This is a genomic window from Dolichospermum flos-aquae CCAP 1403/13F, assembly GCF_012516395.1.
Lineage (GTDB): Bacteria > Cyanobacteriota > Cyanobacteriia > Cyanobacteriales > Nostocaceae > Dolichospermum > Dolichospermum lemmermannii.
In genome coordinates, this window is record NZ_CP051206.1 from 3,867,411 (window position 1) to 3,891,325 (window position 23,915).

The following is a 23,915-nucleotide window of genomic DNA, read 5'->3' on the forward strand; positions in this document are numbered from 1 at the left end:
AAAATCCTGATTTATTTTATGAATGTCCCACAAAAAGACCCTGATTTTGAAAACCTCCTCGAATATTTACGAATCAACCGAGGCTTTGATTTCACAGGTTATAAACGTTCAACTTTAATGCGCCGTGTTACTAAAGAAATGGAGACTTTAAATATAGATACTTTTGGCAATTATCAAGATTATTTAGAGGTTCATCCAGATGAGTTTAAAAATTTATTTAATACTATTTTAATTAACGTCACCGCTTTTTTTAGAGATGCTTCAGCGTGGGAATATTTAGCCAAAGAAGTTATTCCTAATATCATCAAAAATAAACAACCAGATCAACAGATTCGATTTTGGAGTGCTGGTTGTGCTTCTGGGCAAGAAGCTTATACTTTAGCAATAGTAATAGCGGAAATATTGGGAATAGAAGAGTTTCGTAATCGGGTAAAAATCTACGCAACAGATGTAGATGAAGAAGCTCTCGTTCAAGCTCGTCAAGCTAGTTATTCAACCAAAAATATTGATGAAGTCCCGTTAGAATTACGCGATAAATATTTTGATATAGTCAATAAAAATTATGTTTTTCGCCAAGATTTGCGTCGTTGTGTAATTTTTGGTCGTCATGATTTACTTCAAGATGCACCGATTTCTCGGTTAGATTTATTGATTTGTCGCAATACCTTAATGTATTTTAATTCGGAAACCCAAGGAAAGATTATCAATCGCTTTCATTTTGCTCTTAATGATCATGGCTATCTGTTTTTAGGAAAAGCAGAAATGCTAGTTATGCACTCTAATTTATTTATCCCTATAGATTTAAGAGACCGTGTATTTGAAAAAGTAGCTTTAGGAAACTTCCGCAGTCGTCAAATAGTTATGAACAATTTAGAAAATCAAGAATCAACTACTGATTTGTCTCAAGAAATACGCATTAGAGATTTGGCTTTCGATACAGCATCTAGTGCCCAAGTTGTAGTAGATAATGATGGCATATTAATTATGATTAATGAACAAGCTCGTAATTTATTTGGTCTGACAACAAAGGATTTAAATCGCCCTTTTCAGGATTTAGAATTATCCTATAGACCTGTGGAATTACGCTCAGTAATTGAGCAAGTATATAATGAACGTCATCCGATTACACTCACAAATGTTGAACGTTATCAGTCTAATTCAGAAATTCAAAATTTAGATGTGCGGGTGATTCCTTTACAAGATCATAATCAAATTATTCTGGGTGTAACAGTTGCCTTTAATGATATCACCCGTTATCTGAAACTCCAAACAGCATTACAACGTTCTCGACAGGAACTAGAAACAACCAATGAAGAATTGCAATCAACTAATGAAGAGCTAGAAACAACCAATGAAGAATTGCAATCTACCAATGAAGAATTAGAAACAACCAATGAAGAATTGCAATCAACAAATCAAGAAATGGAGACAATGAATGAAGAACTGCAATCGGCTAATGAGGAGTTACAAACAATTAATCATGAATTAAGCGACCGCACCAGTGAACTTGACCAAAGTAATATTTTTCTTTCTTCTATTTTAGGCTGTCTGCAAATGGGAATGGTAGTCTTAGATAATAACTTGAATATTTTAATTTGGAATCATACAGTTGAAGATATGTGGGGTTTACACAGTGAGGAAGTAGTTCATAAATCTTGGTTTAGCTTGGATATTGGTTTACCTGTAGAAAAATTACGAAATCCAATTCGTGATATTATGTCCGGTAAAAAGAAATTCCAGGAAATACTCCTGAATAGCACTAATCGTCGCGGCAGACAAATCCAATGTTATATTGCCTGTAGTCCCCTAATGAATGAAACAGTAAAAGGTGTTATTATCATGATGACAGATATTGAAAAAATCAACAGTATGATTTCTCCAACAAAAATTGAAGAAAGAGAACGGGAAGGATAATTGTCAGTGGTCAGTGGTCAGTGGTCAGTTGTCAGTAGTTAGAATATATGATCTTAGAGGTTGTTTGAAAACTTTTTCGTGTGGGATCTGACACCCGCAGATCCCCCTAAATCCCCCTTGAAAAGGGGGACTTTGAGGAATTTAGCCCCCCTTTGTAAGGGGGGTTGGGGGGATCTCGATTAATTCTGATACTTTTCAAACATCCTCTTAGTTTTTAATTGTTAATTTTGAATTTTTAATTGTTGATCTATGTCTATAATTATTGCTGGAGAACGGAGTGGAGTCGGGAAAACAACAGTTACACTTACCCTATTAGCATCTTTACGTCGTCGTGGTGTGAAAGTACAATCTTTTAAAGTCGGACCCGATTATATTGATCCTATGTTTCATCAATATGTAACTGGTCTTCCTTGTCGAAATTTAGATGCTGTACTAACTTCAGAAAATTATATTCAAAAATGCTTTAACCATCATTCTCCGCAAAGTGAATATACTTTAGTTGAAGGTGTAATGGGTTTATTTGATGGTATTGGTCAGTTAGCAAATACAAATGGAAAAACAGACTTTGCGAGTACAGCGCACGTTGCCAGATTATTAGATATTCCCATCATCTTAGTAATAGATTGTAGTCGCTTATCGGGTTCAGTAGCCGCAATTGCACACGGTTATTGTTCCTTAGATAGTAGAATTAAAGTTGCTGGTTTAGTATTAAATCGGGTGGGAAGTGATCGACATTTATCATTATTAAAAACTTCCCTTGCACCTTTACAATTACCCATACTTGGTGTTTTAAGAAGACAAGATAACATTACCATTCCTGACCGTCATCTGGGTTTAATTCCCACTTCAGAATTACCAGAATTAGATCAGATAATTAATAGTTTAGCAGATATAGGTGATACTTACTTTGATTGGGACAAACTTCTACCACTTTTAAAATCATCATCTTCCCCAATTCCCAATTCTCAATTACCAATTACCAATTCCTCAGTAAAAATTGCCGTAGCGCGAGATCAAGCTTTTAATTTTTATTATCAAGATAACTTAGATTTACTAGAACAATTAGGAGCAGAATTGGTATTTTGGAGTCCATTAAATGATGATCAATTACCAAAAGATATCCAAGGAATGTATTTTGGTGGTGGATTTCCTGAAGTATTTGCACCACAATTAGCTGCAAATATTAGCCTAATTCAAGCAGTCAAAAATTCAATTTTAGCAGGAATACCCACAATTGCTGAATGTGGAGGATTGATGTATTTGTGTGAGCAAATTATTGACTTTGACGGTAACTCCTGGCCAATGGTGGGAATATTACCCACTCATGCACAAATGGATAAAAGATTAACTTTAGGATATCGTCGCGCAGTAATTTTAGAAAATACTTTTTTACTTGATAGCAATAAACATATTTTTGGCCATGAATTTCATCGTTCTCATTTAATCACTAATTCTCCTCAACCATTATTTAATACCTATCGCTATGATTGTGATGAAAATACAGGTTTTGAAGGTTGGTATTTACCTAATGTTCATGCTTCCTATATTCATCAACATTGGGGAGAAAGTAGAGAAATACCTCAAAGATTTATCCAGGAATGTTTAAAAAATCAACAAATTTAGATCCCCAATTTAGATCCCCGACTTCTTTTTTATCTTATAACTAAATTGTAGATTCATGTTAGAAGTCGGGGATCTTAATCTTATGATCCCCAATTTAGATCCCCGACTTCTTTTTTATCTTATAACTAAATTGTAGATTCATGTTAGAAGTCGGGGATCTTAATCTTATTATTTCATTAAAGGAATAACAACATTAAAAGTTGTTCCTACATTAACTTCACTTGCAAAAGTAATTTCTCCTCCATATGCTTCCACTGATTTTTTCACAATTGCTAAACCTAGTCCAGTTCCAGAAATATTACCAACATTACTACAGCGGTAAAATGTCCAAATCCCCTGAAAAGATGTAAAAACAATCCTTTCAGGGGAAAATTATCAACAACCTACGCCGGGTAAATTCTTAACCGCCGATTAGGTTCATCTCCAAAACTATCGGATTTGAGACGATAATGTTCCACCAACTCATGCTGCATTTTCCGCACTTGGGAAGAACGGGGTAATAACTCCACAGGCTGACCTTTAGGGATGACAATCTGCTCCACAGCAAGCCTCGCCTCCTCCAAAGCGTCCATTTCATCATCACCACCGTTGTGTAATAACAGTTGTAACTCTCGGTCATCGCCAATATCTGGATCATCAATATTCAGTAAGCGGCGGAGACTGCGAGTAATTTGGGGAATTGTACTAGACTTGATCACATGAATGGGTACATGACGAGCCTTAGCCATTTGTCTTAACTTAGCGTGATTCTTGACGTGCGATCGCAAAGCCAGAATAGCATCAGCACTATCTAAGTCCTTGGTCAATATCACTGGCAAAGTTAACACATTAATCACCTGTTCCAGTTGGTGACGACTCACCCCATAGGGGTAAATGTGCAATGGTAAATCTTCCCCATTGGGACCTGCTTGTTTGCGGCTGGGAAAATCAAAACTTTCCGAGTAATTGAAAGATTCATCCAACAAACGGTCAAATTCACTGCGTCCCGTGGGTCTTTCCCGATCTAAAGATAAAGGTGGTAAAGCCACCATTTGTCCAGAAGAACGCCAACCATTAGGTTGAGCAGCGAGGAAAGATTCCTCCACATTAGTAATGTGTCCATTGCCATTACCATTGCTATTGCCACCATTGACCACAGCCAACTGTCTAACAACGCCAACCTTGCCATTGTCATCAACAGTTCTCGTTTGTGGAGTCGGTTGACGACCACGTAACAAAGTATCAACCGTATCAGCCACACATTCATGAACTACCCAGCGTTGCCGTTCCAGCATCTCCACAGCAATCTCAAAAGTAGGTGGCGCTTTGCGTTCCAAAACTGTCTTTTGCGAACCACGCCGTCTAGCTTCATCATCTCCCAGCGTCACAGCCTGAATCCCCCCCACCAAATCAGACAGAGTGGGATTTTTAATCAGGTTTTCAATCTGATTACCGTGGGCAGTTCCTACCAATTGCACCCCCCGTTCGGCAATGGTTCGGGCTGCTAAAGCTTCCAATTCCGTGCCAATTTCATCAATGACAATCACTTCTGGCATATGGTTTTCCACAGCCTCAATCATCACCTGATGTTGTAACTCTGGTTTAGAAACTTGCATCCGTCTCGCCCGACCAATGGCGGGGTGAGCAACATCACCATCCCCAGCAATTTCGTTGGATGTGTCAATAATGACTACTCGCTTATTTAAGTCATCTGCCAACACACGGGCAATTTCCCTTAAAGCCGTGGTCTTACCAACACCCGGACGACCTAGCATGAGAATTGATTGACCAGTTTCCACCAAATCGCGGATCATGGCAATTGTTCCGAATACCGCCCTGCCGACCCGACAAGTTAAGCCAATAATCTTACCGCTACGGTTACGGATAGCACTGATCCGATGCAAAGTTTGCTCAATTCCTGCCCGATTATCCCCCCCAAAATTTCCCACTCGTTGAATGCAATCATCTATCTGTGCTTGAGTGACTGGTGTTTCGCTCAAATACTCAGCTACATGGGGAAACCGAGCTTCTGGACGACGGCCTAAATCCAAAACCACTTCAACTAAATTATCTCCATTAGGATGATGCTCTAGTTTTTGTTGAAGGTCTTGGGGCAAAATGTCTAACAACTTTTGGAGATCTTCTGTAATCGTCATGCTTTCTATTGGTGACTTGACGTTTTTAGAGATATGCTTGGAGCGATGAGCGCGACTGCTCAGACTTAATCTGGGAAACGAGAGTATGGGCAAGCCTTACAGCCTCCCATAGTAATTCCGGTTCTGATTCCAGGCGAATATTGCCTTGACTATCAGTGTTAATCACCTCCTTTTTTTCTAACTGGTCAAGAATGGGTGACAGCAATACACGGGCGTAACTACCATAGGCAACACCAGAGATAAAAGCTGGGGACTCTTTCCCCCCTGCCTCTTTCAGCAATCCCATTCCCCTTAATTTAGGAACGGTGTAGCTATTAGTGCCGCCTGCTAACTGCACATATCCCGGTAGGTTTGCTGCCAAAACTTTTTGCCCCAATTTCACTGTGGCTATGGTTGTACCATCACCAATATCACCACTCATTGAACGTCCATCAGTTTGCCAAATTAAAAACTGGGGACGGGGGATAATTAAATCATAAATAGCTTTTAGGTAATTAATTAGACCTTCTCCATCGTTACAACTGATGGCTACTAACTTTAATTGATCTGCCCAAGGTGTCATTGCGTCCCATAACCGTTGGAATTCTGCCAACCGCCCCACTTGAGTATGAATTTCTACGGCTGTTATTCCCGTTGACATGATCAATGGTACGATCTCCCCTGGCGTTGACTCATAAGATTTTGTATAAATTATCCCATAAGGACAGATAGGAATGCAACGGCCACAGCCATAACATTTTTCAGCGATTACTCCAGAAAAATCATCTTTGGTATTGTTAAATAAAATTGCTTGGGCTGGACAAATTTTTTCACATGGTCTGGAACAATCGCGGGGACAGTCTTGAGAATTAAACTCAGCTTTTCTAAAATGGGGATCTTCGCCATCATTGAGACTGACCATCAACAAGGGCAAATTACCTGTCAAGGCAAAGCCTCGCTTTTGGGCATTATATCTCAAGCTTTGGGCTACCAGTAAAGCTTCTTGGGTGGCGGCAATGACTGCCGGATCTGCTGCTACATCTATACAGTCAGCACCAGCCAAGGTGTAGGCTAATGTTAAGTTTCTGACCGCAGGAAGATGTTGGTAACTGGCTCCGCAAATTAATTTGAACCAGTTACCCTGTTGTAGGGATTGTAAAGGGGCTAATAAATCAGTCACATTTCCATTATGCGTTTATTCGACTGAAAATAGCAGCCTGTGATCAGGAAAATTTAGATTTTTTTGTTACTAGTTTTTTATTGGTAAATTTTTATACTACTATAAAGCCTCTCTTGTTTGATTTATTGGTGAGAAATCTGGATTAAGTTAATTTGGCTACAAGTTGATTTTCTAATAGGATGTTATTTGTTAATAAGTCCTCAACAGTAATTCTTAAAAACCGTTGTTCATCAACTTGAAAATAGATTTTAATGCGATCGCTTCCCGGAAATCCTGGAGGTTTAAGTTTGGCAATTTTACTGGCATTTACTGTATCATTGAGAGGCTTAACAGTAGTTGCACCATGATCAAGCTGACGAGTAATTAAGCGGTCGCCCTCAAAGTATATCTCTGTTCCACCTGTTTGGGCGCCCAATTCCCCAATAATTAACTCAATGCTGGGTTGATTTTCCACAGAAGCACCCAAAACTAATTCTACGGGTTGAGTCATGGGGTAAGGTTGTCCAGTTTTAATAATTGGATGCCAACTATGACGTTGATTGCGGCGATCCCAATAACGCACACCGTAACTATGATAAAGATAGTCTTTAATTTCTATCCCTTGAGTTATTTGTAACGCCCCTTGAGCGATTGCTTCAAAAGGCAATTGACGACGGATTTTTTCTGGTTCAAAATATTGTTCTATCCATGCTTGCACTACGGGCAACTGTACAGTTCCCCCAACTAATAATACTGCATTAATATCATCAATTTCTATACCGTAGCGTCGCGCTTGCTGTAATAGCGTCATCATTACATCATGCAGTTTATCAAAAAATCCGTTTTCCTGCAAAATATTTTCAAAGGTGTAACGATCAAGATCCATTTCATAACTTTCAAAAGTTTGATCATGAAAATAAACTTCACTAGCTTTATCTTGGTGAGATAGCTGAATTTTCAACTGTTCCGCTAGTCGCGCTGTGAGAGAACTAACTGGCAATCCTTGGGTTTTAGCAAAGTAATCTACTATCCAATTATCAATATCAGTTCCGCCTAGATTTTGCCCTGCTTTTGCTAATACACGGGCTGTTTTAGTCTTTTGTTGAGAATTTTCACCCAGATTTTTATCACCCCATTTGAGAAGAAATCCTAGAGGTTTAGTCTTGGCTTGTGTACCTTGATCTAAACTCACTAAAGATAAATCTAAAGTTCCACCACCAAAGTCAACGACTAAGAGAGTTCCTTGATCTGTTAAACCATACCCCAAAGCCGCAGCAGTGGGTTCATCTAACATCCGTACCTGTTCGACGGCTAATGATTGACAAACTTTCCCTAACCAGTGACGATAGGCTTCAAAGCTGTCTACTGGTACGGTTAAAACCAAGGAATCTATTCCCCCTTCTAAAGGTGCTAATTCTGCAATTACTTTGCTTAAAAACCATGTTCCTATTTGTTCAAAGCTAATGTTTTGTCCATCAAGTTCCGGTAAAAAACCCTGGATATCTGCACCAATTCCCCGTTTAAAGTTCCGGAAGAATCTGGTGTCGGTTTTCAGATCCAAACCGCGATCGCGTACCTGTTGTCCAGCTATAATTTTACCAAGGCTGGCATTTTCTACATAAACTAAGCTGGGAATCAGTGGCGGATTAAGAAATTGTTGCGTTGATAATCTGGGTAGATTCAGGGTTTCTGCTTGTTGAGTGACAGGATTCCAACGAGTGATAACTGTGTTACTTGTGCCAAAATCAATCGCGATCGCCATATTCTTTGATTATTTAAGTCAGGTATCCAAATAAATATCTAACATATTGCAATACCTTGTCCAAATTGAAAAAAGTCTTGATTTGTAGGTTGGGTTGAGGTACGTTCACGAAGTGTGGCGAGTCCATAACCCAACAAATGCGTCGGGTTGCGCTGTTGCTTAACCCGACCTACAAAAAATGGACAAGGTATTGATATTGGATATTAGGTTTTTTATAGTTGGTGACAAAACATACTTTCTCGAAAGGACGAGAATACAAAATTGAAAGTTATACGGAAATTATCCGGACATAACAGAATCAGCAGTGGATACTCAAATAGTAGATGCACCTTAATTAAACCATTACCCTTGGCTTGTGGCTAAGGGTTTTTTTCTTTGGGATTTATATCTTAACAAATTTTGATCAGGAATGCCAAAAATTTTATTTGAACATAGCAGGCAGTAAGTTGGGGGCTAACCATAATGCATAACCAATAAAACCAAATAGCATAGTAATCAAGAGAGTAGCAATATAGCTAATACACATTAATAAACCATCAGATTCAATAGTAGCAACTGCCAAAAGTAAAATCCCCACAGTCGGAATGGGATTGGTAAAGGGAATGGGGGAAATTAGTAGTATTGTTAACCAAGAGATGCACAGCCCGTTAAATCGCCAAATTAAAGGATGATTGGCGACTTTTTGTAGTCGGGGACGGGCAATTTTTTCTAATACCCTAGTCACGCGACGCAGATTTTGTAAGATGATTTTAGCGAAGGCGTTGGGAAATTTATAGTTAGCGATTTTCTTGGGTAGCCAAGGTGTTCTCCTCCCTAAAACCATTTGCAATGATAATAATAGACAAGCACCACCTAAAGGACTGGTTAAGCCTGGAGGCATGGGAAATAGAAAAGGTAATACTAGTAATGTGATTACTAAGCTAAAACCCCGTTCGGAAGTTTCCGCTAGGATATCACCTAAAGTTAGTGGCTGTTCACTTAAACGTTCTAGAAGGGATTTAATTTCTTGAGAAAAGCGCAAATTCATAACTATGATTTTAATGATTTTTCTGATTCTTATGATACAGCAAAATTCAGGAGTGAAACCCGCTGGATGCTTCCTTGTTGACAGATAGGAGTTTTGATTTTCATTTTTTACCTTGTTTAGTGACCATCTCCTGTTTAATTACATAAATAATAGTTAAGATATCATTAAATAAATCATATCAATCAGTTAAGACATCATCAAATAAATCATATCAATCAGGTAAATCATAGTTGAATTTTCATTTTTTACCTCCTTTACTGACAATCTCCTGTTTAATTACATATCCCATCAAATAAATCATATCAATCAGGTAAATCATAGTTGGATTTTCATTTTTTACCTCCTTTACTGACAATCTCCTGTTTAATTACATATCCCATCAAATAAATCATATCAATCAGGTAAATCATAGTTGAAGATGATAGTCATGGGGCTAAAACTGCGATCGCTTGAGGAATCACCCGAAACACAGCAGGAGTATGGGTTGTAATTTCTCCATCTGTATTAATAGAATGGGGTTTTCTAGTATATATTGTAAATTCCTGACCTTCAAGGGCGCGGACATTCGGCCAATCAATATGTCTACCTTGACGCATAGCCGGAAGTAGGGGAAGAATTTGCCACCAATGATCGATTTCTAAACTATAAAGATCCAGTCTTTGATCGTCTATCGCTGCGTCGTGAACTACAGCCATACCACCACCATAATAGCGACCATTACCCACAGCAATTTGCACAGTTTTCACATGAATTGATTCGTTATTCACGCGAATTTCTGCACTAAAAGGGCGAGATTTCCAAATTACTTGAAATGCAATTGCTGCATAGGCAAATATACCCCAACGCCGTTTAATTTCTTTAGTTAATTGTTGAGTAATTTTTACACTTAAACCCAGACTAGCAACATTAAAAAAATATTTCCCATTTACAGAACCTAAATCAATTCTTCGCAAGTTTCCAGAGGCAATAATTTGACACGCTTCCGGTAAAGAGTTGGGAATTGCTAAAGTCCTGGCTAAGTCGTTAGCAGTTCCTAATGGTAAAATACCCAAAGGTAATTGAGTCTCAATTATTGCCTCTATAGTAGCATTAAGTGTACCATCACCACCACCGACAATTACCAAATCTATTTGCTGTTGGTAACGCCGAATCACAGTCCCTAGTTGAGTTGGATGTTCTGTAGATTCTGTAATTATTTCCAAACCCAATTTATTTAAACAATTTATTGCTTCTTGGTAACGTTCTTGCCCTTGACGAGAATTACTATTTATTAACAGTAGTGCGCGAAGACTCATTCTGTCCACCTTTTGTAGTTTATATATCGAATTATTTACATCTATTTCCTGAGAATATCAGCGGCAGATGATCAGAAGGTTGAAACATAACTTGTCATAGAACAGAATACAGTAATATGGTTTTAGCATCAATACCTTGTCCATTTTTTGCTTTGTTGGGTTAAGCGACAGCGCAACACAACCTTATATCTTAGAGGTATGTTAGAAGAAGTTTTCAGCTATTTTACATTTCTTTACACAGTTTGGTTTTATTGTGTTGACTTACTTAATTATCAGCCGTAGTGAATATATATATATACTTATTATTCCTCTTTTTTCATTCTATCTATCCAAAGAAATATCTATTCTTTAATATTATTTTGACTTGGTTTTATTGATATAAAATAGCGGCATCTTTCAAACCCAATATAAACATGAGTTCATCACCAATTTTACAAAATATGGAAAAACATCTTCCCATAGTGGGAGATGTACATACTAAAAGTCCCATTGCTTACAAAGCAACCCGTCTTGCAGTTAGTACAATTAACGCAGTGCAAATGGCAATAGCCGAGTCTTATATCAACGGATTAGAAGTACCGGATGCTGTGTTGCGATCGCTTTTTGATAGTTGTATGCCTGTCTTTTTTAAGTATTTTCCATCCCTGCTTGTCCCCTACGAATGGGTATTAACAGAAACAGACAATACCGCCGAAGGTGCGCGGGATTTAATGAAGATTCAGTACGATTTGCCTCAAGCTATGTTGAATCTCATGTTAGGTGAGGGAAAACTTATTTATCCCAAATATAGCATGGGATTGTGGGAAAAAGGAGCAGCAAATCTCGAACAATCACAAATGCAAATGATTGATGATGTAATTGACAAATTAGAAATAAAAGATGGTGATCATATTTTAGATTTTGGCTGTGGTTGGGGCTGCGTAGCAAATTATATTCTTGCCAAATTTCCCAATGTCAAATTCACAGGAATTAACTTGAGTCATAACCAATGTGAATATATGCGTCAGAAAATGCAAGATCCTGAAAGTTATCTTAGTTCTGGTCGTTTTACTCTCTATGAAGGAGATATAAACGATGCCCAATTTGAGACAAAGTTTGACAAAATTCTCTCAATTGGCGTTTTTTGTCATGTGGGTAATTTAACAAAGGCTTTTCAAAAGCTGGCATCTTTTCTCAAGGATAACGGCAAGGTTTTTATTCACATTATTACAGTCCGTACCCCTAATAATATCTCCAGTGTTTTCACTCACAAATACATTTTCCCTCATGGTCGTTACTGGAAATATGACGCGATTCCCAGCCATAATCAAGACCTGAAAACTATTGATCAATGGTATATTAATGGCTCTAATTATTCTAGAACTTTTGCTAGTTGGTTAAAAAACTTTGATGATTCTCAGGCAATAGTCAAAGATTTAGACTACGGGATGGACTATGCCAAATTTCGCCGCATTTGGCGGTTTTATTTAATTTGGTTTGTTGCTAATTTCGCCAGTTGCAATGGTGAATACAACGGTAATGGCCAATATTTAATGGTTCATGCCTAATCTTTGATTTTAGTAGGTTGGGTTGACGTATGTTACCCAACATTATTAAACCTGATGATTAAAGCTGTTGTTGGGTTGCGCTGTTGCTTAACCCAACCTACTAACTACTAACCTACATCATCATGTGCGAAACGGTTAAACAAGAAATCTAAGGCATAATTTCGCAATTGATAATATTGAGGATCTTCCATAATTCTCGCTCTATCTCTAGGACGAGAAAAAGGAATTTCCATCACTTCCCCAATTTTGGCATGAGGTCCATTGGTCATCATTACCAACTTATCAGCCAAAAATAAAGCCTCATCAATATCATGGGTAATCATCAAAACTGTACAACGGTTATCATTCCAAATTTTCAACAATTCCTCTTGTAATTCTTCCTTAGTAATTGCGTCCAACGCCCCAAAAGGTTCATCTAAAATCAACACTTTCGGACGAATAGCTAAAGCCCGCGCAATAGAAACCCGTTGTCTCATCCCCCCAGACATTTGCATGGGTTTCTTTTCCATGGCATCAGCTAAACCCACCATTGCTAAATGATCTCTCACAATGGCCCGTTTTTCGGCTTCTGGCTTAGTGGGATAAACGGCATTTACAGCTAAATAAATATTTTCAAAAGCTGTTCTCCAAGGTAATAACGCATAGTTTTGAAATACTACCATGCGATCTGGACCTGGTTTTGTAATTGGTTGTCCTTCTAATAAAACTTGTCCAGTTGTGGGGAAGTTAAAACCAGAAACCATGTTTAACAAAGTTGATTTACCGCAACCAGAGTGGCCGATAACGCAAAGAAATTCACCTTCTTCAACGTTGAGGTTAACACCATCAAGAACGGTAAATGGTCCATTTTTGGTGGGATAAACTTTGCAAACATCTTTAATTTCTAGGAAGGGTTGACGGCTGATTGTGGTTGTAGCTGTGTTGGTAGATTTTAAGTTACGGTTTTGCATTTTAAATTTTGAGTTTTGAATTTTTTTATATCTCGTTCCCAGTCTCCGACTGGGAATGCTATCAAGAGGCTCTGCCTCTGATAAAATGAAGGCAGAGCCTTCCCTAATTCATTCCTATACAGAGTATGGGAACGAGAAAAAGGAAGAAAGGGTTTTTTTAAGCTGCGGTTCTTCTGGGGGCATCTAGAATGACTTCGGCTATGGAGAAGTCGCGTTTGATTTCTAGGTCGTTAAGATAGGCAATTGGATCATCGGCGTTGAAGGGTTTACCATCAAATAATTGAATGGGTTGACGGGTGTAACTGATATCTAAACCTAGTTCTCTGGCTGCGGTACTGAAAACGCGGACTCGACAAACTCTTTCAACGATTTCTACCCAGTTTCTGGGGAAGGGAGTGTCACCCCACCGCGCTAATTGAGTCATAATCCAAATTTGTTCGGTCCGACTGGGGCGATTAATGGCAGACTCGGAATAAAATTGGTGATGGGCATATTCCCGCATGGGATGATTTAAGTCACAACTATCACTACCGGGGTTTTCCAGTTGGATATATTCAATATCTGTGCTGACATATTCCTGACTTGCTAAAATTTGGCGAATTTCTTGGGCGTTGGCAAGATCTGCACAATATTGGCAAGCTTCTAATAAGGCTTTGGTTAAGGCAATATGGGTATTCGGATAAGTTTCTGCCCAATCTTCTCGTACTCCTAGAACTTTACCAGGGTGTCCTAACCAAACTTCTAAATCTGTGGCTATGGTAAAGCCTGAACCTTCAACTGCTGCCCGATAATTCCAAGGTTCACCTACAGAATAACCGTCAATAGTTCCACCTTTTAAATCTACTACCATTTGAGCAGGAGGGATATTTTTCATAACCACATCACTGTCGGGGTCAATTCCACCTGCTGCTAACCAATAACGTAGTAATAGGTTGTGCATGGATGCGGGATGAACTACTCCCATTCTGTGTGTTTGTTCGCGGGTTTTTAGGAGATAATTTTTGAAGTCAGATAAGCTATGTACACCTTCATCATAAAAGCGTTTGGCTAAGGTGATGGCGTTACCGTTGCGGGTCATTGTCAGGGCGGTGACAACTGGTAAAGGTTGGTTTTTATTTCCTCCTAAACTTAACCACATGGGCATACCTGAGGGCATTTGTGCCGCATCTAAATATCCCCCTGTCATCCCGTCTACAATTCCTCTCCAACTGCTTTCCCGGACTAAATTAACCTCATCCAGACCATGTTTGATGAAAAAGCCTTTTTCTTTGGCGATCGCCAGGGGGGCGCAAGCTGTGATAGGTAAGAAGCCAATTTCTAAATTAACTTTTTCTAAACCATGACGAACCACCGCAGCAGTTTTTCTCGCCCGAATTTTCTTGATGCGTTTTTGTTGGTTGAGGAAGTAAATCATTTCACTTCGCAAACTGTAGTAACTGGGATGTTTTACTACTTCCATGCGTTTGCGAGGACGAGGAATATCTACTTCTAAAATGTCGCCAATTTTCGATTCTGGTCCGTTGGTTAACATGACAATTCTGTCAGATAACAAAACCGCTTCGTCTACGTCGTGTGTCACCATGACTGCGGTAACTTGATTCTCTTCACAAATTTGCATTAATTGTTCTTGCAAATTCCCGCGAGTTAGGGCATCTAAAGCACCGAAGGGTTCATCTAATAGTAATAGTTTAGGACGAATTGCCAAGGCACGAGCGATCGCAACTCGTTGTTTTTGTCCACCTGATAACATTCCTGGTTGTTTATCAGCATGGGGACGCAAACCGACCATATCTATATGTCTGTCAATAATCGCTTTGCGTTCCGCTGCGGGCATCCCATTTAATACGGAATCTACTGCTAAGGCAATATTTTCTCTCACTGTTCGCCAAGGTAAAAGCGAATAGTTTTGAAATACTACCATTCTATCAGGTCCAGGTTTTTTAATTCTTTGTCCTTCTAAAGTAACTAAACCTTCTGTTGCTAAATCTAAACCAGCAATCATGTTTAGAAGGGTAGATTTTCCACAACCTGAGTGACCGATAAGAGAAACAAATTCGCCTTTTTTAATTTGAAGATCAATACCCTTGAGGGCGATATATTGTCCCCCACCGGTTAATTCAAAAACTTTATCAACTTGGTCAACGCCAACAAATATAGACATATTATTTGGTAATGGGTAATGGGTAATGGGTAATGGGTTATTTGTCAGTTGTCAGTAGGGGCGAAGCATTTGGAAGATAAATTATCGGTCATTGCAAAAAATAGTTCTCCAAATGCTTCGCCCGTACAGTTGTCAGTTGTTCGTTGTTATTTCTTTGCTATTAACTAATGACCACTGACTAATGACCAATGATTTTTGACTATTTTTGTTCTGCTGGTAAAATCCAGTTTTGTAACCAAGCCATTAATTTATCGAGGATTAAACCCACAACACCGATATAAACTAGAGCTAAAATAACTTCACTAACGTTATTATTTTGATAAGCATCCCAGATGAAAAAGCCAATTCCCACAATACCTGACATCACGATTTCTGCGGCAATAATCGCTAACCAAGCTAAACCAATCGCAATTCTTAAACCTGTGAAAATGTAGGGTAATGCTGAAGGAATTAAGATGTTAAGGAAATACTCTTTTTTAGAAAGTTGGAGAACTTTAGCAACGTTGTTATAGTCTTGAGGAATTTGAGTGACACCCACCGCAGTATTAATAAGAATCGGCCAAATTGCGGTAATGAAAATTACGAATAATGCGGCTGGTTCATTTTGGCGTAATGCTGCTAAGGAAATAGGCACCCAAGCTAAAGGAGGGACTGTTCTTAATAACTGAAACAAAGGATCTAAAGCTTTTGACATGGTTTTATTAACACCAATCAAAACACCCAAGGCAATACCGACAATTGCCGCTAGTGTATAACTAATAGCAACCCGTTGGAGACTAGCCCAGATTTGCCAAAAAAGCCCTTTATCAGTGCCTCCTTTATCGTAAAAGGGATACAAAATCAAGATCCAAGTGTCTTGAATAACTTGGATTGGTCCTGGTAATGTTGCCCCTGGAGTCCAAGAAAATACTTGCCAAATGACTAGAAAGATAAATAACGCAATGGCTGGGGGGATAAGTTCAGGAAGTTGTTTTTGTAAACCTGATAAAAATTTATTCTCTAATTTAGGACTTGTGGCACGTTTTTGGGCTATGGTCATGGATTTTCCCTCAAATTTATGAATGGTTAATGGGTATTTTGTGAAAGTTAAATCTGCATTTTTTAAACCCGTGTAGAGACTTTCTAGGGAACATCTCTACTTTTTAGATATATTTATCTATTAAACGCTGACTTTTTTAATTTTCAAACTCTTGAGATATTCTTCTGGTTTCTCCGGGTCGAATTTGACTCCATCAAAAAATTCTTCAACTCCACGAGATGTACTGGTGGGAATATCAGCCGCAGGTATTCCTAATTCTTTAGCTGCTTCTTTCCAAATATCTTCGCGGTTCACTTTTTTGATTAATTCTTTAGCTTTGGTTGCACCATTTTCTATATAATCTTTGGGTAAGAATCCCCAACGGACGTTTTCAGTGATGAACCATAAATCATGACTTTGGTAAGGATAAGAAACACTACCTTTACCGTCTTTCCAGTAATAAGCAGCCATAGTTTTATCATCAATTTTACGACCATCACCCATGTCATATTGACCTTGGAAGGGTTTCGCCAGAATTTCTGGAGACGATAAACCAAAATACTTTTTAACGGCGAGAATTTCTGCTGCTTCTTTGCGGTTATCAAAGTTATCTAACCATTGTTGGGCTTCCATGACACCTTTTAATAAGGCTTTTGTGGCTTTGGGATTTTGGTCAACCCAATCGCCTCTCATGGCAAAATATTCTTCGGGGTGATTTTTCCAAATTTCGGCTGTTAATGCCGCCATGAAGCCGATTTTGTCGTTAACGAGGCGGAACGGCCAGGGGTCGCCGGTGCTGAAAGCGTCCATTGTGCCGGTTTTCATGTTAGCGACGGTTTGCGCCGCTGGTACTGTTAATAATTTGACATCTGCATCCGGGTCAATTCCACTAGCTGATAACCAGTAGCGAATCCATAAGTCTTGGTTAACGTGGGGGAATGTAAACGCTGCGGTAAATGGTGTGGAGGCTTTGAGTTGGGCTAATAAGGGTTTAGCCGTATCAAGTTTTAAACTAATTCCTTTCCCTAGATGTTTGTTGGCGATCGCAATTGCATTACCATGAGTAACTAACTGGGCAAGAACATACATGGGAATGGGCTTATTACCTTTGGTAATTTTACCCTCTGTAATTAAGTGTGGCATTGGCATTTGCCATTGACCACCATCAATACCACCACCAGCAGAACCAATTTCTACGTTATCCCTTGCTGAACCCCAAGAAGCTTGTTTAGAAAGTTCTACATTACTCATGCCATGTTTAGCAAAAAATCCTTTTTCTAAAGCAATAATTAAAGGTGCAGATTCAATAATGGGAATATATCCTAATTTGGCTTTTGTGATTTCTGGTTTTTGGGCATCACTAATATTAACTGTTGGTTGTGTAGCAAGTTGTGTAGATGTACTACCAGTTTTACCTGCTTCTGGTGGGTTTCCTAGACAGCCTTTAAGTAATACTGCACTGGCTGAAACTCCAGCCGTGACGATGAACTTACGGCGAGAAATTTGGTTAAAAAATTCAGACATGAAACATCTCCCTGGTGAAAGAATTTATTTTTTAAACATGAAAATTTAGACAAAGAATTTATTTCTTTGCTTTACTATTGAAATTCCTAGTTATATCTAGGCATTCAAAATTAGCTTTTTATGTAAAAAAGTTAGTTTGTATACTTTGTGATAAACATGGTTTAGTTTCTTAACCTAGTATGAACAAGAGGCATCACTCAGCTAGTAAAATCCAGTTTACAGTGTTTCTGATCAAAGTGATCAATTCTCAAGTCGAATTATTAAATAAATATTATATTGGATACATAAGTAAAAACTTATAGTTTGGGCTTAATTTTGTGGAAAGTTTCTAATATATATTGTTTAATCAATGATAATGATTATTTCTAATCTATGGTTTCCGTAATCTTGGGTTTAGTTAATTACAGAAAAAGGACATGAATAGATAATTTTGATGTTAACTATTAAATAAACTCTTCATTCATAGATGAATTTGATGATAACCATTTTTTATAAATTAGGATTGATACAGCAGACTTAAAAAATATTTAAACGCAGATAAACGCAGATAAGAAGGGATTAATTAATTAATTAATGGATTTCATGATTCTGTGCAGTCTCTGGAATTTTGCTGTATTTTCAACCTTTACCACCGGTAAAGGTAACACCTTGAATTAAGTAGCGGTTAAAGAAAGCATAAATAGCTAAACCTGGCAGAGTAAACACCATTGAAGCTGCCATAATGTAGTTCCAATAGCTGATATATTGACCTTTAAATGTATTTAGTCCTAAAGGTAAAGTAAACATTTCTGGGTCAAAGAGAATCACTACAGGGAGTAAAAAATTATTCCAACTACCCATAAAGACAAAAACCGCTTGTGCGGCTAATGCTGGTTTAGCTAAAGGTAAAACTATATACCTAAAAATTCCCCAGGCATTTAAACCATCCAATTGTCCAGCTTCTTCTAGTTCTCTAGGGAAGTTGACAAAAAACTGCCGCATCATAAAAATGAAAGTAGCATTGACCATACTCGGAACAATCATCCCTGGGTATGAATTTAGCCAACCGATGGCTTTTAAAATTAAAAATGTGGGAATCAGGGTAATTTGCGCTGGCACTACTAACACGGTCAAAATCAGGAAAAACCAGCACTGTTTACCCCGAAAATGCAATCTTGCGAGGGCATAACCTGCCATTGAGTTAAATAGCAAGTTTAAAATTGTGACAGTAACACCAATAATCACACTATTAAATAACCACCGCCAAAATAAAGGTTCTTGCAGAAATATTTGTTTGTAATTATCGAGAGTAAAATGTTTGGGGATAAAATTAAATTCACCGCTAATAATCTCGGATAGAGGCTTAAATGATGCAGAAAATGCCCAGAGAAAAGGAATTACGGTAATAATTCCATAAACTGTGAGGAAGATATATAACAGCACTTTCAACCAGAAACTACCAAAGATTTTATTCAAATTTTATAACCTCCAAAAAATTGCCTCTGAATTAATGTGAGGATAATAATTACAAATGCTAGTAAAAAGGCAATTGCTGCACCATATCCCATTTGTAAATTCCGAAATACGGTTTGATAAATCAGCAGGACTAAGGTGAGAGTAGCGTTATTTGGTCCACCTGTCCCTCCAGAAAATATATAAGACTGATCAAATAATTGAAAAGTCCCAATTATTCCCATAGCCATGACAAAGAAAGTCACAGGTTGCAATAAAGGCAAAGTAATATAAATAAACTGTTCCCAATTATTAGCACCATCAAGTTCTGCTGCTTCATAAAGAGTTTGGGGAATATCCTGTAAAGCTGCTAAATAAATCACCATAAAAAACGGTGCTGTTGACCAAATATTCATGATCATAATCCCTTTCAAGGCAACAGATGGATCTCCCAACCAATTATAAATAGGCAGGTTGAGAAAAGCCAAAAAATTGTTTAATAGTCCATTTGTGTTATAAATCCACATAAAAATTAGTGTCAAAACTGCTGAAGATGTAACTGTCGGTAAAAAGTAAAGAATCCGCCACCAATTTTTGCCGCGAATGCCAGAATTGAGTGTCACAGCTAAACATAAAGCCAAAATAGTTTGGGTGGGAACAACAATAGCCACATATTCTGCGGTATTTTTCAAAGCAATTCCCACTCTTTCATCTGTTAGCAATCTTTGGAAATTACCCAAACCGAAAAAATGGTAATTAATCCCTCCCAACATTTGTACTTTGTGTAGGGAGAGAAATACAGCATAGAGAATAGGCAAAATTACAAATGTGCCTAAAACTAAAATACTGGGAGTTATGAATAAATAAGCTGTAAAATTTTCTCTGATTTGTCTATTACAGCGATTTTCGGGTAAATGAAACACATTTTTATATCTCACGCAAAGTCGCAGAGGCGCAAAGGAAGAAAGGAAGAGGAAAATTAGAGAACCCTACATATCTGCCTTAATTTGTTGGTTTGCTGCATCTTGTGCCTTTAACATTGCCTGTTTTAATGGTTGTTGTCCTAGTAAAACACTAATAAATTGATTATCAAAATTGTTGATAATTGCGGCAGGATTTTTACCTAATTGCCAGGGTGTCGCATAATTAACTCCTGCTACTAATGATGATCTCAGAGGGTCTTGATCATAACCTAACTGTTGTGCCACTGATTTACGGGCTGGTAATGCAAATCCTTTACCTGTCCATTTTTTCATGCCTTCTTTACCTGTTAGAAAAGAAATGAGTTCCCAAGCTTCTTTTTTATGGGGTGCTTGTTTATTCATGACATAAGCAACAGTAAAAACCATTGTGGATTTTTGATTATTAATTTCTGGTATTTCTGCTGTGGCAAATTCTAGTTTGGGAAAGGTTTCTTGTAAATAGGGAATTGCCCAATTCCCCTCAATTACCATTGCTACTTTATTTTGTCCAAACATTTCACTCCCGGAATTTGTGCCGACATCAGATTTTTGGGCGGAAGATCGATCTTTTTGATATTGGTTAATTACTAATTCTAAACCTTGTAATCCTGGATTATTTGCAAAGGTAGCATAACCATTTTTATCAATAATTTCCCCTCCAAAAGCTGTAATTTTGTATGCTTGACGGGCTAATTCAGGAATTTCACCAAAGCCATATTTATTGAGTTTGCCTGTTAATTGTTTTGAATAGCTGCGGAGTTGTTCCCAGGTAGTGGGAGGACTGGTTAAACCCACTTGATTAAATGCTTGTTTGTTATAAAATAGGGCTAAGGTGGAATAGTCTTTAGGTAAACCATAAATACGATTTTGGTAGGTAAAATTATTGAGTAAGTTGGGTTCTATATCTGTGAGGTCAAATTTGGGTTTAATGTATTTATCAAGGGGTTCTAGGACATTCTGACCCATTAAGAAAGGGGCTTCTAGTGCGTCGAGATAAAATACATCTGGTGCAGCTTCTCCTACTAAGCGGGTTTTAATTACATCCATATATTGATCAGAAATCGCTTCATATTTGACTTTGATCTGGGGATGCTGCTTTTCAAAGTCTTCAATTACCTGTTTTAAAAGTCTTTGTTCTAGAGGATTTCCTGTCCAACCGCTGAGTTTAACGGTAATGAATGGGGGTGGTTTTGGTAATGGCCAATTGTGATAACTAATAATAGCGATCGCTATTATTATTACCAATCCTAAAAAGTTAAATAATCTCTTTTTTCTCACAATTTAATTGAGATGAATTCAGAATTGATGTCAATACTGTTCGGTTAAGAGACAACCCAACAAAAGTCCGTAAATGTTGGGTTTCCTAACTTCAAACCAACCTACCAGATTTAAATACAAAAACCCCACCTCCCCGCAAGCGACGAGGGGATTTAAGATGTATGTTATTTGAGTACATACGGTTATAATTTATTTCAAATGCTGGTATGGATCATCTCTCTATGGGATGGGTTTGAGTTCTATATTTTGTTAATGAAATCACGGAAACTAAAATGATAGAAGCTGTAGTAAGTATTTTCTGATCTATTTTCTTAGACTAAAAATTCTACCCAATTTTCTAATAATTCCTCAACATCATATTCATCAGTATTTAGGAAATTGGCAATATCTGTAACTGATATGGGTTGTGTTGTCTGGGCTAAAACTCCTTCATTAAATCAAAACCTGTTGGATGAATTTTATACTTAAGGTCGCTTATTGGCGGACTTTTGTAATAAAATTTTTATCCGACCATTTTTAACTCTCCAAAGACATCATTCATCTCTTGCTCAATTCTCTTCAGTTTTAGCTGTATTTTATTTTTAAATTCAGCATCTAGTGTTTCATTCAATTGGTTATAAACTGCTTCATAATCAATTTCTAAAATTGCGAAACGTTTTTCCAATTCCCTGACTTTAATTTCTTGTACTCGATTAAAAGAACGAGAAGAATTTATTGGTTTTTGCTGCATGGCTTGATTTGAAAAATCCCCAGTTTCCACTAACACAGTTATAGGCATCCTAAATGCCGCTTTGACTCCCTTTCGCTTTTTCTCTGCGGGTACAGCCATACCCACAACTTCCTGTAATGGTTTATCCCACACAGGAGAACCACTAAAACCAAGCTCAATCTGATATCCAGGAACTTTAATGGCTTCTATCTGGATCGAGCGAGTAGCTTGGGCATCAAGCAGTTCACTATTTAACACAGTTGTAGGCATCCCAAATGCCGCTTTGACTCCTTCTCGCTTTTTCTCTGCGGGTACAGCCATACCCACAACTCCCTGTAATGGTTTATCCCACACAGGAGAACCACTAAAACCAAGCTCAATCTGATATCCAGGAACTTTAATGGCTTCTATCTGGATCGAGCGAGTAGCTTGGGTCTCAAACAGTTCACTATTTAACACAGTTGTAGGCATCCTAAATGCCGCTTTGACTCCCTGTCGTTTTTTCTCTGCGGGTACAGCCATACCCACAACTCCCTGTAATGGTTTATCCCACGCAGGAGAATCACTAAAACCAAGCTCAATCTGATATCTAGGAACTTTAATGGCTTCTATTTGTATCGAGTGAGTAGCTTGGGCATCAAGCAGTTCATCATTAGCCCAGACACCAAGATCATGTTCTTGGGGAAAGCCAAAGATCCGGAAGGTAAGAAGATGGTACTGATTCACTAAAAAATCAGCGCCAACAACTTTACAGTTTTTATTATAAATGCGAGCAAGCGCACTTCTAAAGGTTTGAAAGTAATTTTCAGTTGACATACAATCTATAAATCCTGGTACACTGCGTTTCTCGCCTAGTAGTCTGTCAAGAACTAATTGACGGGTAAATAGATTTTTCTTCTTTCCTTCTTCCTTCGTGTTCTTCGTGCCTTCGTGGTTCATTCCCTTATCCGTCAAAATTTATTTGACAGACTACTAGATGGTAAAGCGACTCTCTCCGTAGCAAGAGATGTATCTTCTGATTCCTCAATTTCCACTAAGAATTTACCGCCATTTTCTAGCTCAAATTCAACCAATTGCTTTTCTAGCATATATATGATGTTAAATAGACTATGTATTGTCAAGTATACAATATTGTCTGCTTATTGGAAAAGCAAAAACTACCACTAGCAATCAATACTGTTCGTATACTAAAAACGGGTTAAAATTCTCATTCTGAACGAAGTGAAGAATCTCCGAGATATGGCACTGCATTACGTTATCCTCTGTATAACATCAGTTCATGTTTCATCAGTTTTCCGGCATCACTTGGTGCTTTACACTACTACTAACGCACTCTAAGTATTTGCTCCTTGAACTTATGTTGGCAGGTATAATGACAACTCTGAACTAAATCACCTGATATTCCATGACCAACCCTCGTCAAGTTGCCTTTATCGCCCAG

The 23,915-nt window shown here is 38.0% G+C and carries 17 protein-coding genes and 1 pseudogene; 3 read left to right on the forward strand and 15 right to left on the reverse strand.

Going from position 1 to position 23,915, the window contains the following annotated elements:
- Positions 1–18: 18 nt before the first annotated feature.
- Together HGD76_RS18645 and HGD76_RS18650 are read left to right on the forward strand one after the other, a co-directional pair.
- The gene (locus HGD76_RS18645) at positions 19–1,914 is read left to right on the forward strand and encodes a CheR family methyltransferase (RefSeq protein ID WP_168696646.1); all 1,896 of its coding nucleotides are present in this window, start codon (positions 19–21) and stop codon (positions 1,912–1,914) included.
- Between the two features lie 249 nt (positions 1,915–2,163).
- The gene (locus HGD76_RS18650) at positions 2,164–3,537 is read left to right on the forward strand and encodes a cobyrinic acid a,c-diamide synthase CobB (protein WP_168696647.1); all 1,374 of its coding nucleotides are present in this window, start codon (positions 2,164–2,166) and stop codon (positions 3,535–3,537) included.
- A gap of 168 nt (positions 3,538–3,705) precedes the next feature.
- On the opposite strand, the pseudogene HGD76_RS18655 reads toward HGD76_RS18650, so the two are convergent.
- From HGD76_RS18655 to HGD76_RS18680, 6 genes and pseudogenes are all read right to left on the reverse strand, one after another.
- Positions 3,706–3,861, reverse strand: a pseudogene (locus HGD76_RS18655) (sensor histidine kinase); the annotation flags it as partial.
- A gap of 59 nt (positions 3,862–3,920) precedes the next feature.
- Complete coding sequence (locus tag HGD76_RS18660) at positions 3,921–5,672, reverse strand: R3H domain-containing nucleic acid-binding protein (protein WP_168696648.1); 1,752 nt, start codon at positions 5,670–5,672, stop codon at positions 3,921–3,923.
- 25 nt (positions 5,673–5,697) lie between these two features.
- On the reverse strand, positions 5,698–6,831 hold the full coding sequence (ldpA, locus tag HGD76_RS18665) for a circadian clock protein LdpA (protein ID WP_168696649.1): 1,134 nt from the start codon (positions 6,829–6,831) through the stop codon (positions 5,698–5,700).
- Between the two features lie 142 nt (positions 6,832–6,973).
- Complete coding sequence (locus HGD76_RS18670; protein ID WP_168696650.1) at positions 6,974–8,572, reverse strand: Hsp70 family protein; 1,599 nt, start codon at positions 8,570–8,572, stop codon at positions 6,974–6,976.
- 421 nt (positions 8,573–8,993) lie between these two features.
- Positions 8,994–9,599: an exopolysaccharide biosynthesis protein gene (locus HGD76_RS18675; protein WP_015083513.1), complete on the reverse strand. Its 606-nt coding sequence runs from the start codon at positions 9,597–9,599 to the stop codon at positions 8,994–8,996.
- 425 nt (positions 9,600–10,024) lie between these two features.
- Positions 10,025–10,894 (reverse strand): lipid kinase, encoded by an 870-nt coding sequence (locus HGD76_RS18680; protein WP_168696651.1) that lies wholly within the window; start codon positions 10,892–10,894, stop codon positions 10,025–10,027.
- 413 nt (positions 10,895–11,307) lie between these two features.
- On the opposite strand from HGD76_RS18680, the gene HGD76_RS18685 reads away from it, so the two are divergent.
- Complete coding sequence (locus tag HGD76_RS18685; RefSeq protein WP_168696652.1) at positions 11,308–12,441, forward strand: SAM-dependent methyltransferase; 1,134 nt, start codon at positions 11,308–11,310, stop codon at positions 12,439–12,441.
- Between the two features lie 107 nt (positions 12,442–12,548).
- Here the strand turns inward: HGD76_RS18685 and HGD76_RS18690 are convergent, their stop codons facing one another.
- From HGD76_RS18690 to HGD76_RS18730, 9 genes are all read right to left on the reverse strand, one after another.
- Positions 12,549–13,391: a nitrate ABC transporter ATP-binding protein gene (locus tag HGD76_RS18690; protein ID WP_168696653.1), complete on the reverse strand. Its 843-nt coding sequence runs from the start codon at positions 13,389–13,391 to the stop codon at positions 12,549–12,551.
- 157 nt (positions 13,392–13,548) lie between these two features.
- Entirely contained in the window at positions 13,549–15,552 is a 2,004-nt protein-coding gene (locus HGD76_RS18695; RefSeq protein ID WP_168696654.1) for an ABC transporter ATP-binding/substrate-binding protein, read from the reverse strand.
- Between the two features lie 199 nt (positions 15,553–15,751).
- A complete protein-coding gene (gene ntrB / locus HGD76_RS18700) occupies positions 15,752–16,591 on the reverse strand; it encodes a nitrate ABC transporter permease (RefSeq protein ID WP_168696655.1) in 840 nt (279 codons plus the stop codon).
- 120 nt (positions 16,592–16,711) lie between these two features.
- Positions 16,712–18,094: a CmpA/NrtA family ABC transporter substrate-binding protein gene (locus HGD76_RS18705; RefSeq protein WP_168696656.1), complete on the reverse strand. Its 1,383-nt coding sequence runs from the start codon at positions 18,092–18,094 to the stop codon at positions 16,712–16,714.
- A 618-nt stretch (positions 18,095–18,712) separates the two neighbouring features.
- Positions 18,713–19,549, reverse strand: coding sequence for a carbohydrate ABC transporter permease (locus HGD76_RS18710; protein ID WP_174783090.1), 837 nt, complete (start codon positions 19,547–19,549; stop codon positions 18,713–18,715).
- Positions 19,546–20,448 (reverse strand): carbohydrate ABC transporter permease, encoded by a 903-nt coding sequence (locus HGD76_RS18715; RefSeq protein ID WP_168696657.1) that lies wholly within the window; start codon positions 20,446–20,448, stop codon positions 19,546–19,548. Before HGD76_RS18715 ends, HGD76_RS18710 begins: the two co-directional genes overlap by 4 nt.
- 66 nt (positions 20,449–20,514) lie before the next feature.
- Positions 20,515–21,765, reverse strand: a complete 1,251-nt coding sequence (locus HGD76_RS18720; protein ID WP_168696658.1) for an ABC transporter substrate-binding protein — start codon at positions 21,763–21,765, stop codon at positions 20,515–20,517.
- A gap of 502 nt (positions 21,766–22,267) precedes the next feature.
- Positions 22,268–23,413, reverse strand: coding sequence for a hypothetical protein (locus HGD76_RS18725; RefSeq protein ID WP_168696659.1), 1,146 nt, complete (start codon positions 23,411–23,413; stop codon positions 22,268–22,270).
- Between the two features lie 11 nt (positions 23,414–23,424).
- On the reverse strand, positions 23,425–23,562 hold the full coding sequence (locus HGD76_RS18730; protein WP_168204368.1) for a hypothetical protein: 138 nt from the start codon (positions 23,560–23,562) through the stop codon (positions 23,425–23,427).
- Positions 23,563–23,915: the final 353 nt, after the last annotated feature.

Bases quoted from the DNA above. Each gene is read 5' to 3' on its own strand.
- HGD76_RS18670 (WP_168696650.1), bottom strand. From the start codon at position 8,572: ATGGCGATCGCGATTGATTTTGGCACAAGTAACACAGTTATCACTCGT.
- HGD76_RS18650 (WP_168696647.1), top strand. From the start codon at position 2,164: ATGTCTATAATTATTGCTGGAGAACGGAGTGGAGTCGGGAAAACAACA.
- HGD76_RS18690 (WP_168696653.1), bottom strand. From the start codon at position 13,391: ATGCAAAACCGTAACTTAAAATCTACCAACACAGCTACAACCACAATC.
- HGD76_RS18675 (WP_015083513.1), bottom strand. From the start codon at position 9,599: ATGAATTTGCGCTTTTCTCAAGAAATTAAATCCCTTCTAGAACGTTTA.
- HGD76_RS18680 (WP_168696651.1), bottom strand. From the start codon at position 10,894: ATGAGTCTTCGCGCACTACTGTTAATAAATAGTAATTCTCGTCAAGGG.
- HGD76_RS18705 (WP_168696656.1), bottom strand. From the start codon at position 18,094: ATGTCTGAATTTTTTAACCAAATTTCTCGCCGTAAGTTCATCGTCACG.
- HGD76_RS18725 (WP_168696659.1), bottom strand. From the start codon at position 23,413: ATGAACCACGAAGGCACGAAGAACACGAAGGAAGAAGGAAAGAAGAAA.
- ntrB (WP_168696655.1), bottom strand. From the start codon at position 16,591: ATGACCATAGCCCAAAAACGTGCCACAAGTCCTAAATTAGAGAATAAA.
- HGD76_RS18685 (WP_168696652.1), top strand. From the start codon at position 11,308: ATGAGTTCATCACCAATTTTACAAAATATGGAAAAACATCTTCCCATA.
- HGD76_RS18695 (WP_168696654.1), bottom strand. From the start codon at position 15,552: ATGTCTATATTTGTTGGCGTTGACCAAGTTGATAAAGTTTTTGAATTA.
- HGD76_RS18660 (WP_168696648.1), bottom strand. From the start codon at position 5,672: ATGACGATTACAGAAGATCTCCAAAAGTTGTTAGACATTTTGCCCCAA.
- HGD76_RS18730 (WP_168204368.1), bottom strand. From the start codon at position 23,562: ATGCTAGAAAAGCAATTGGTTGAATTTGAGCTAGAAAATGGCGGTAAA.
- HGD76_RS18645 (WP_168696646.1), top strand. From the start codon at position 19: ATGAATGTCCCACAAAAAGACCCTGATTTTGAAAACCTCCTCGAATAT.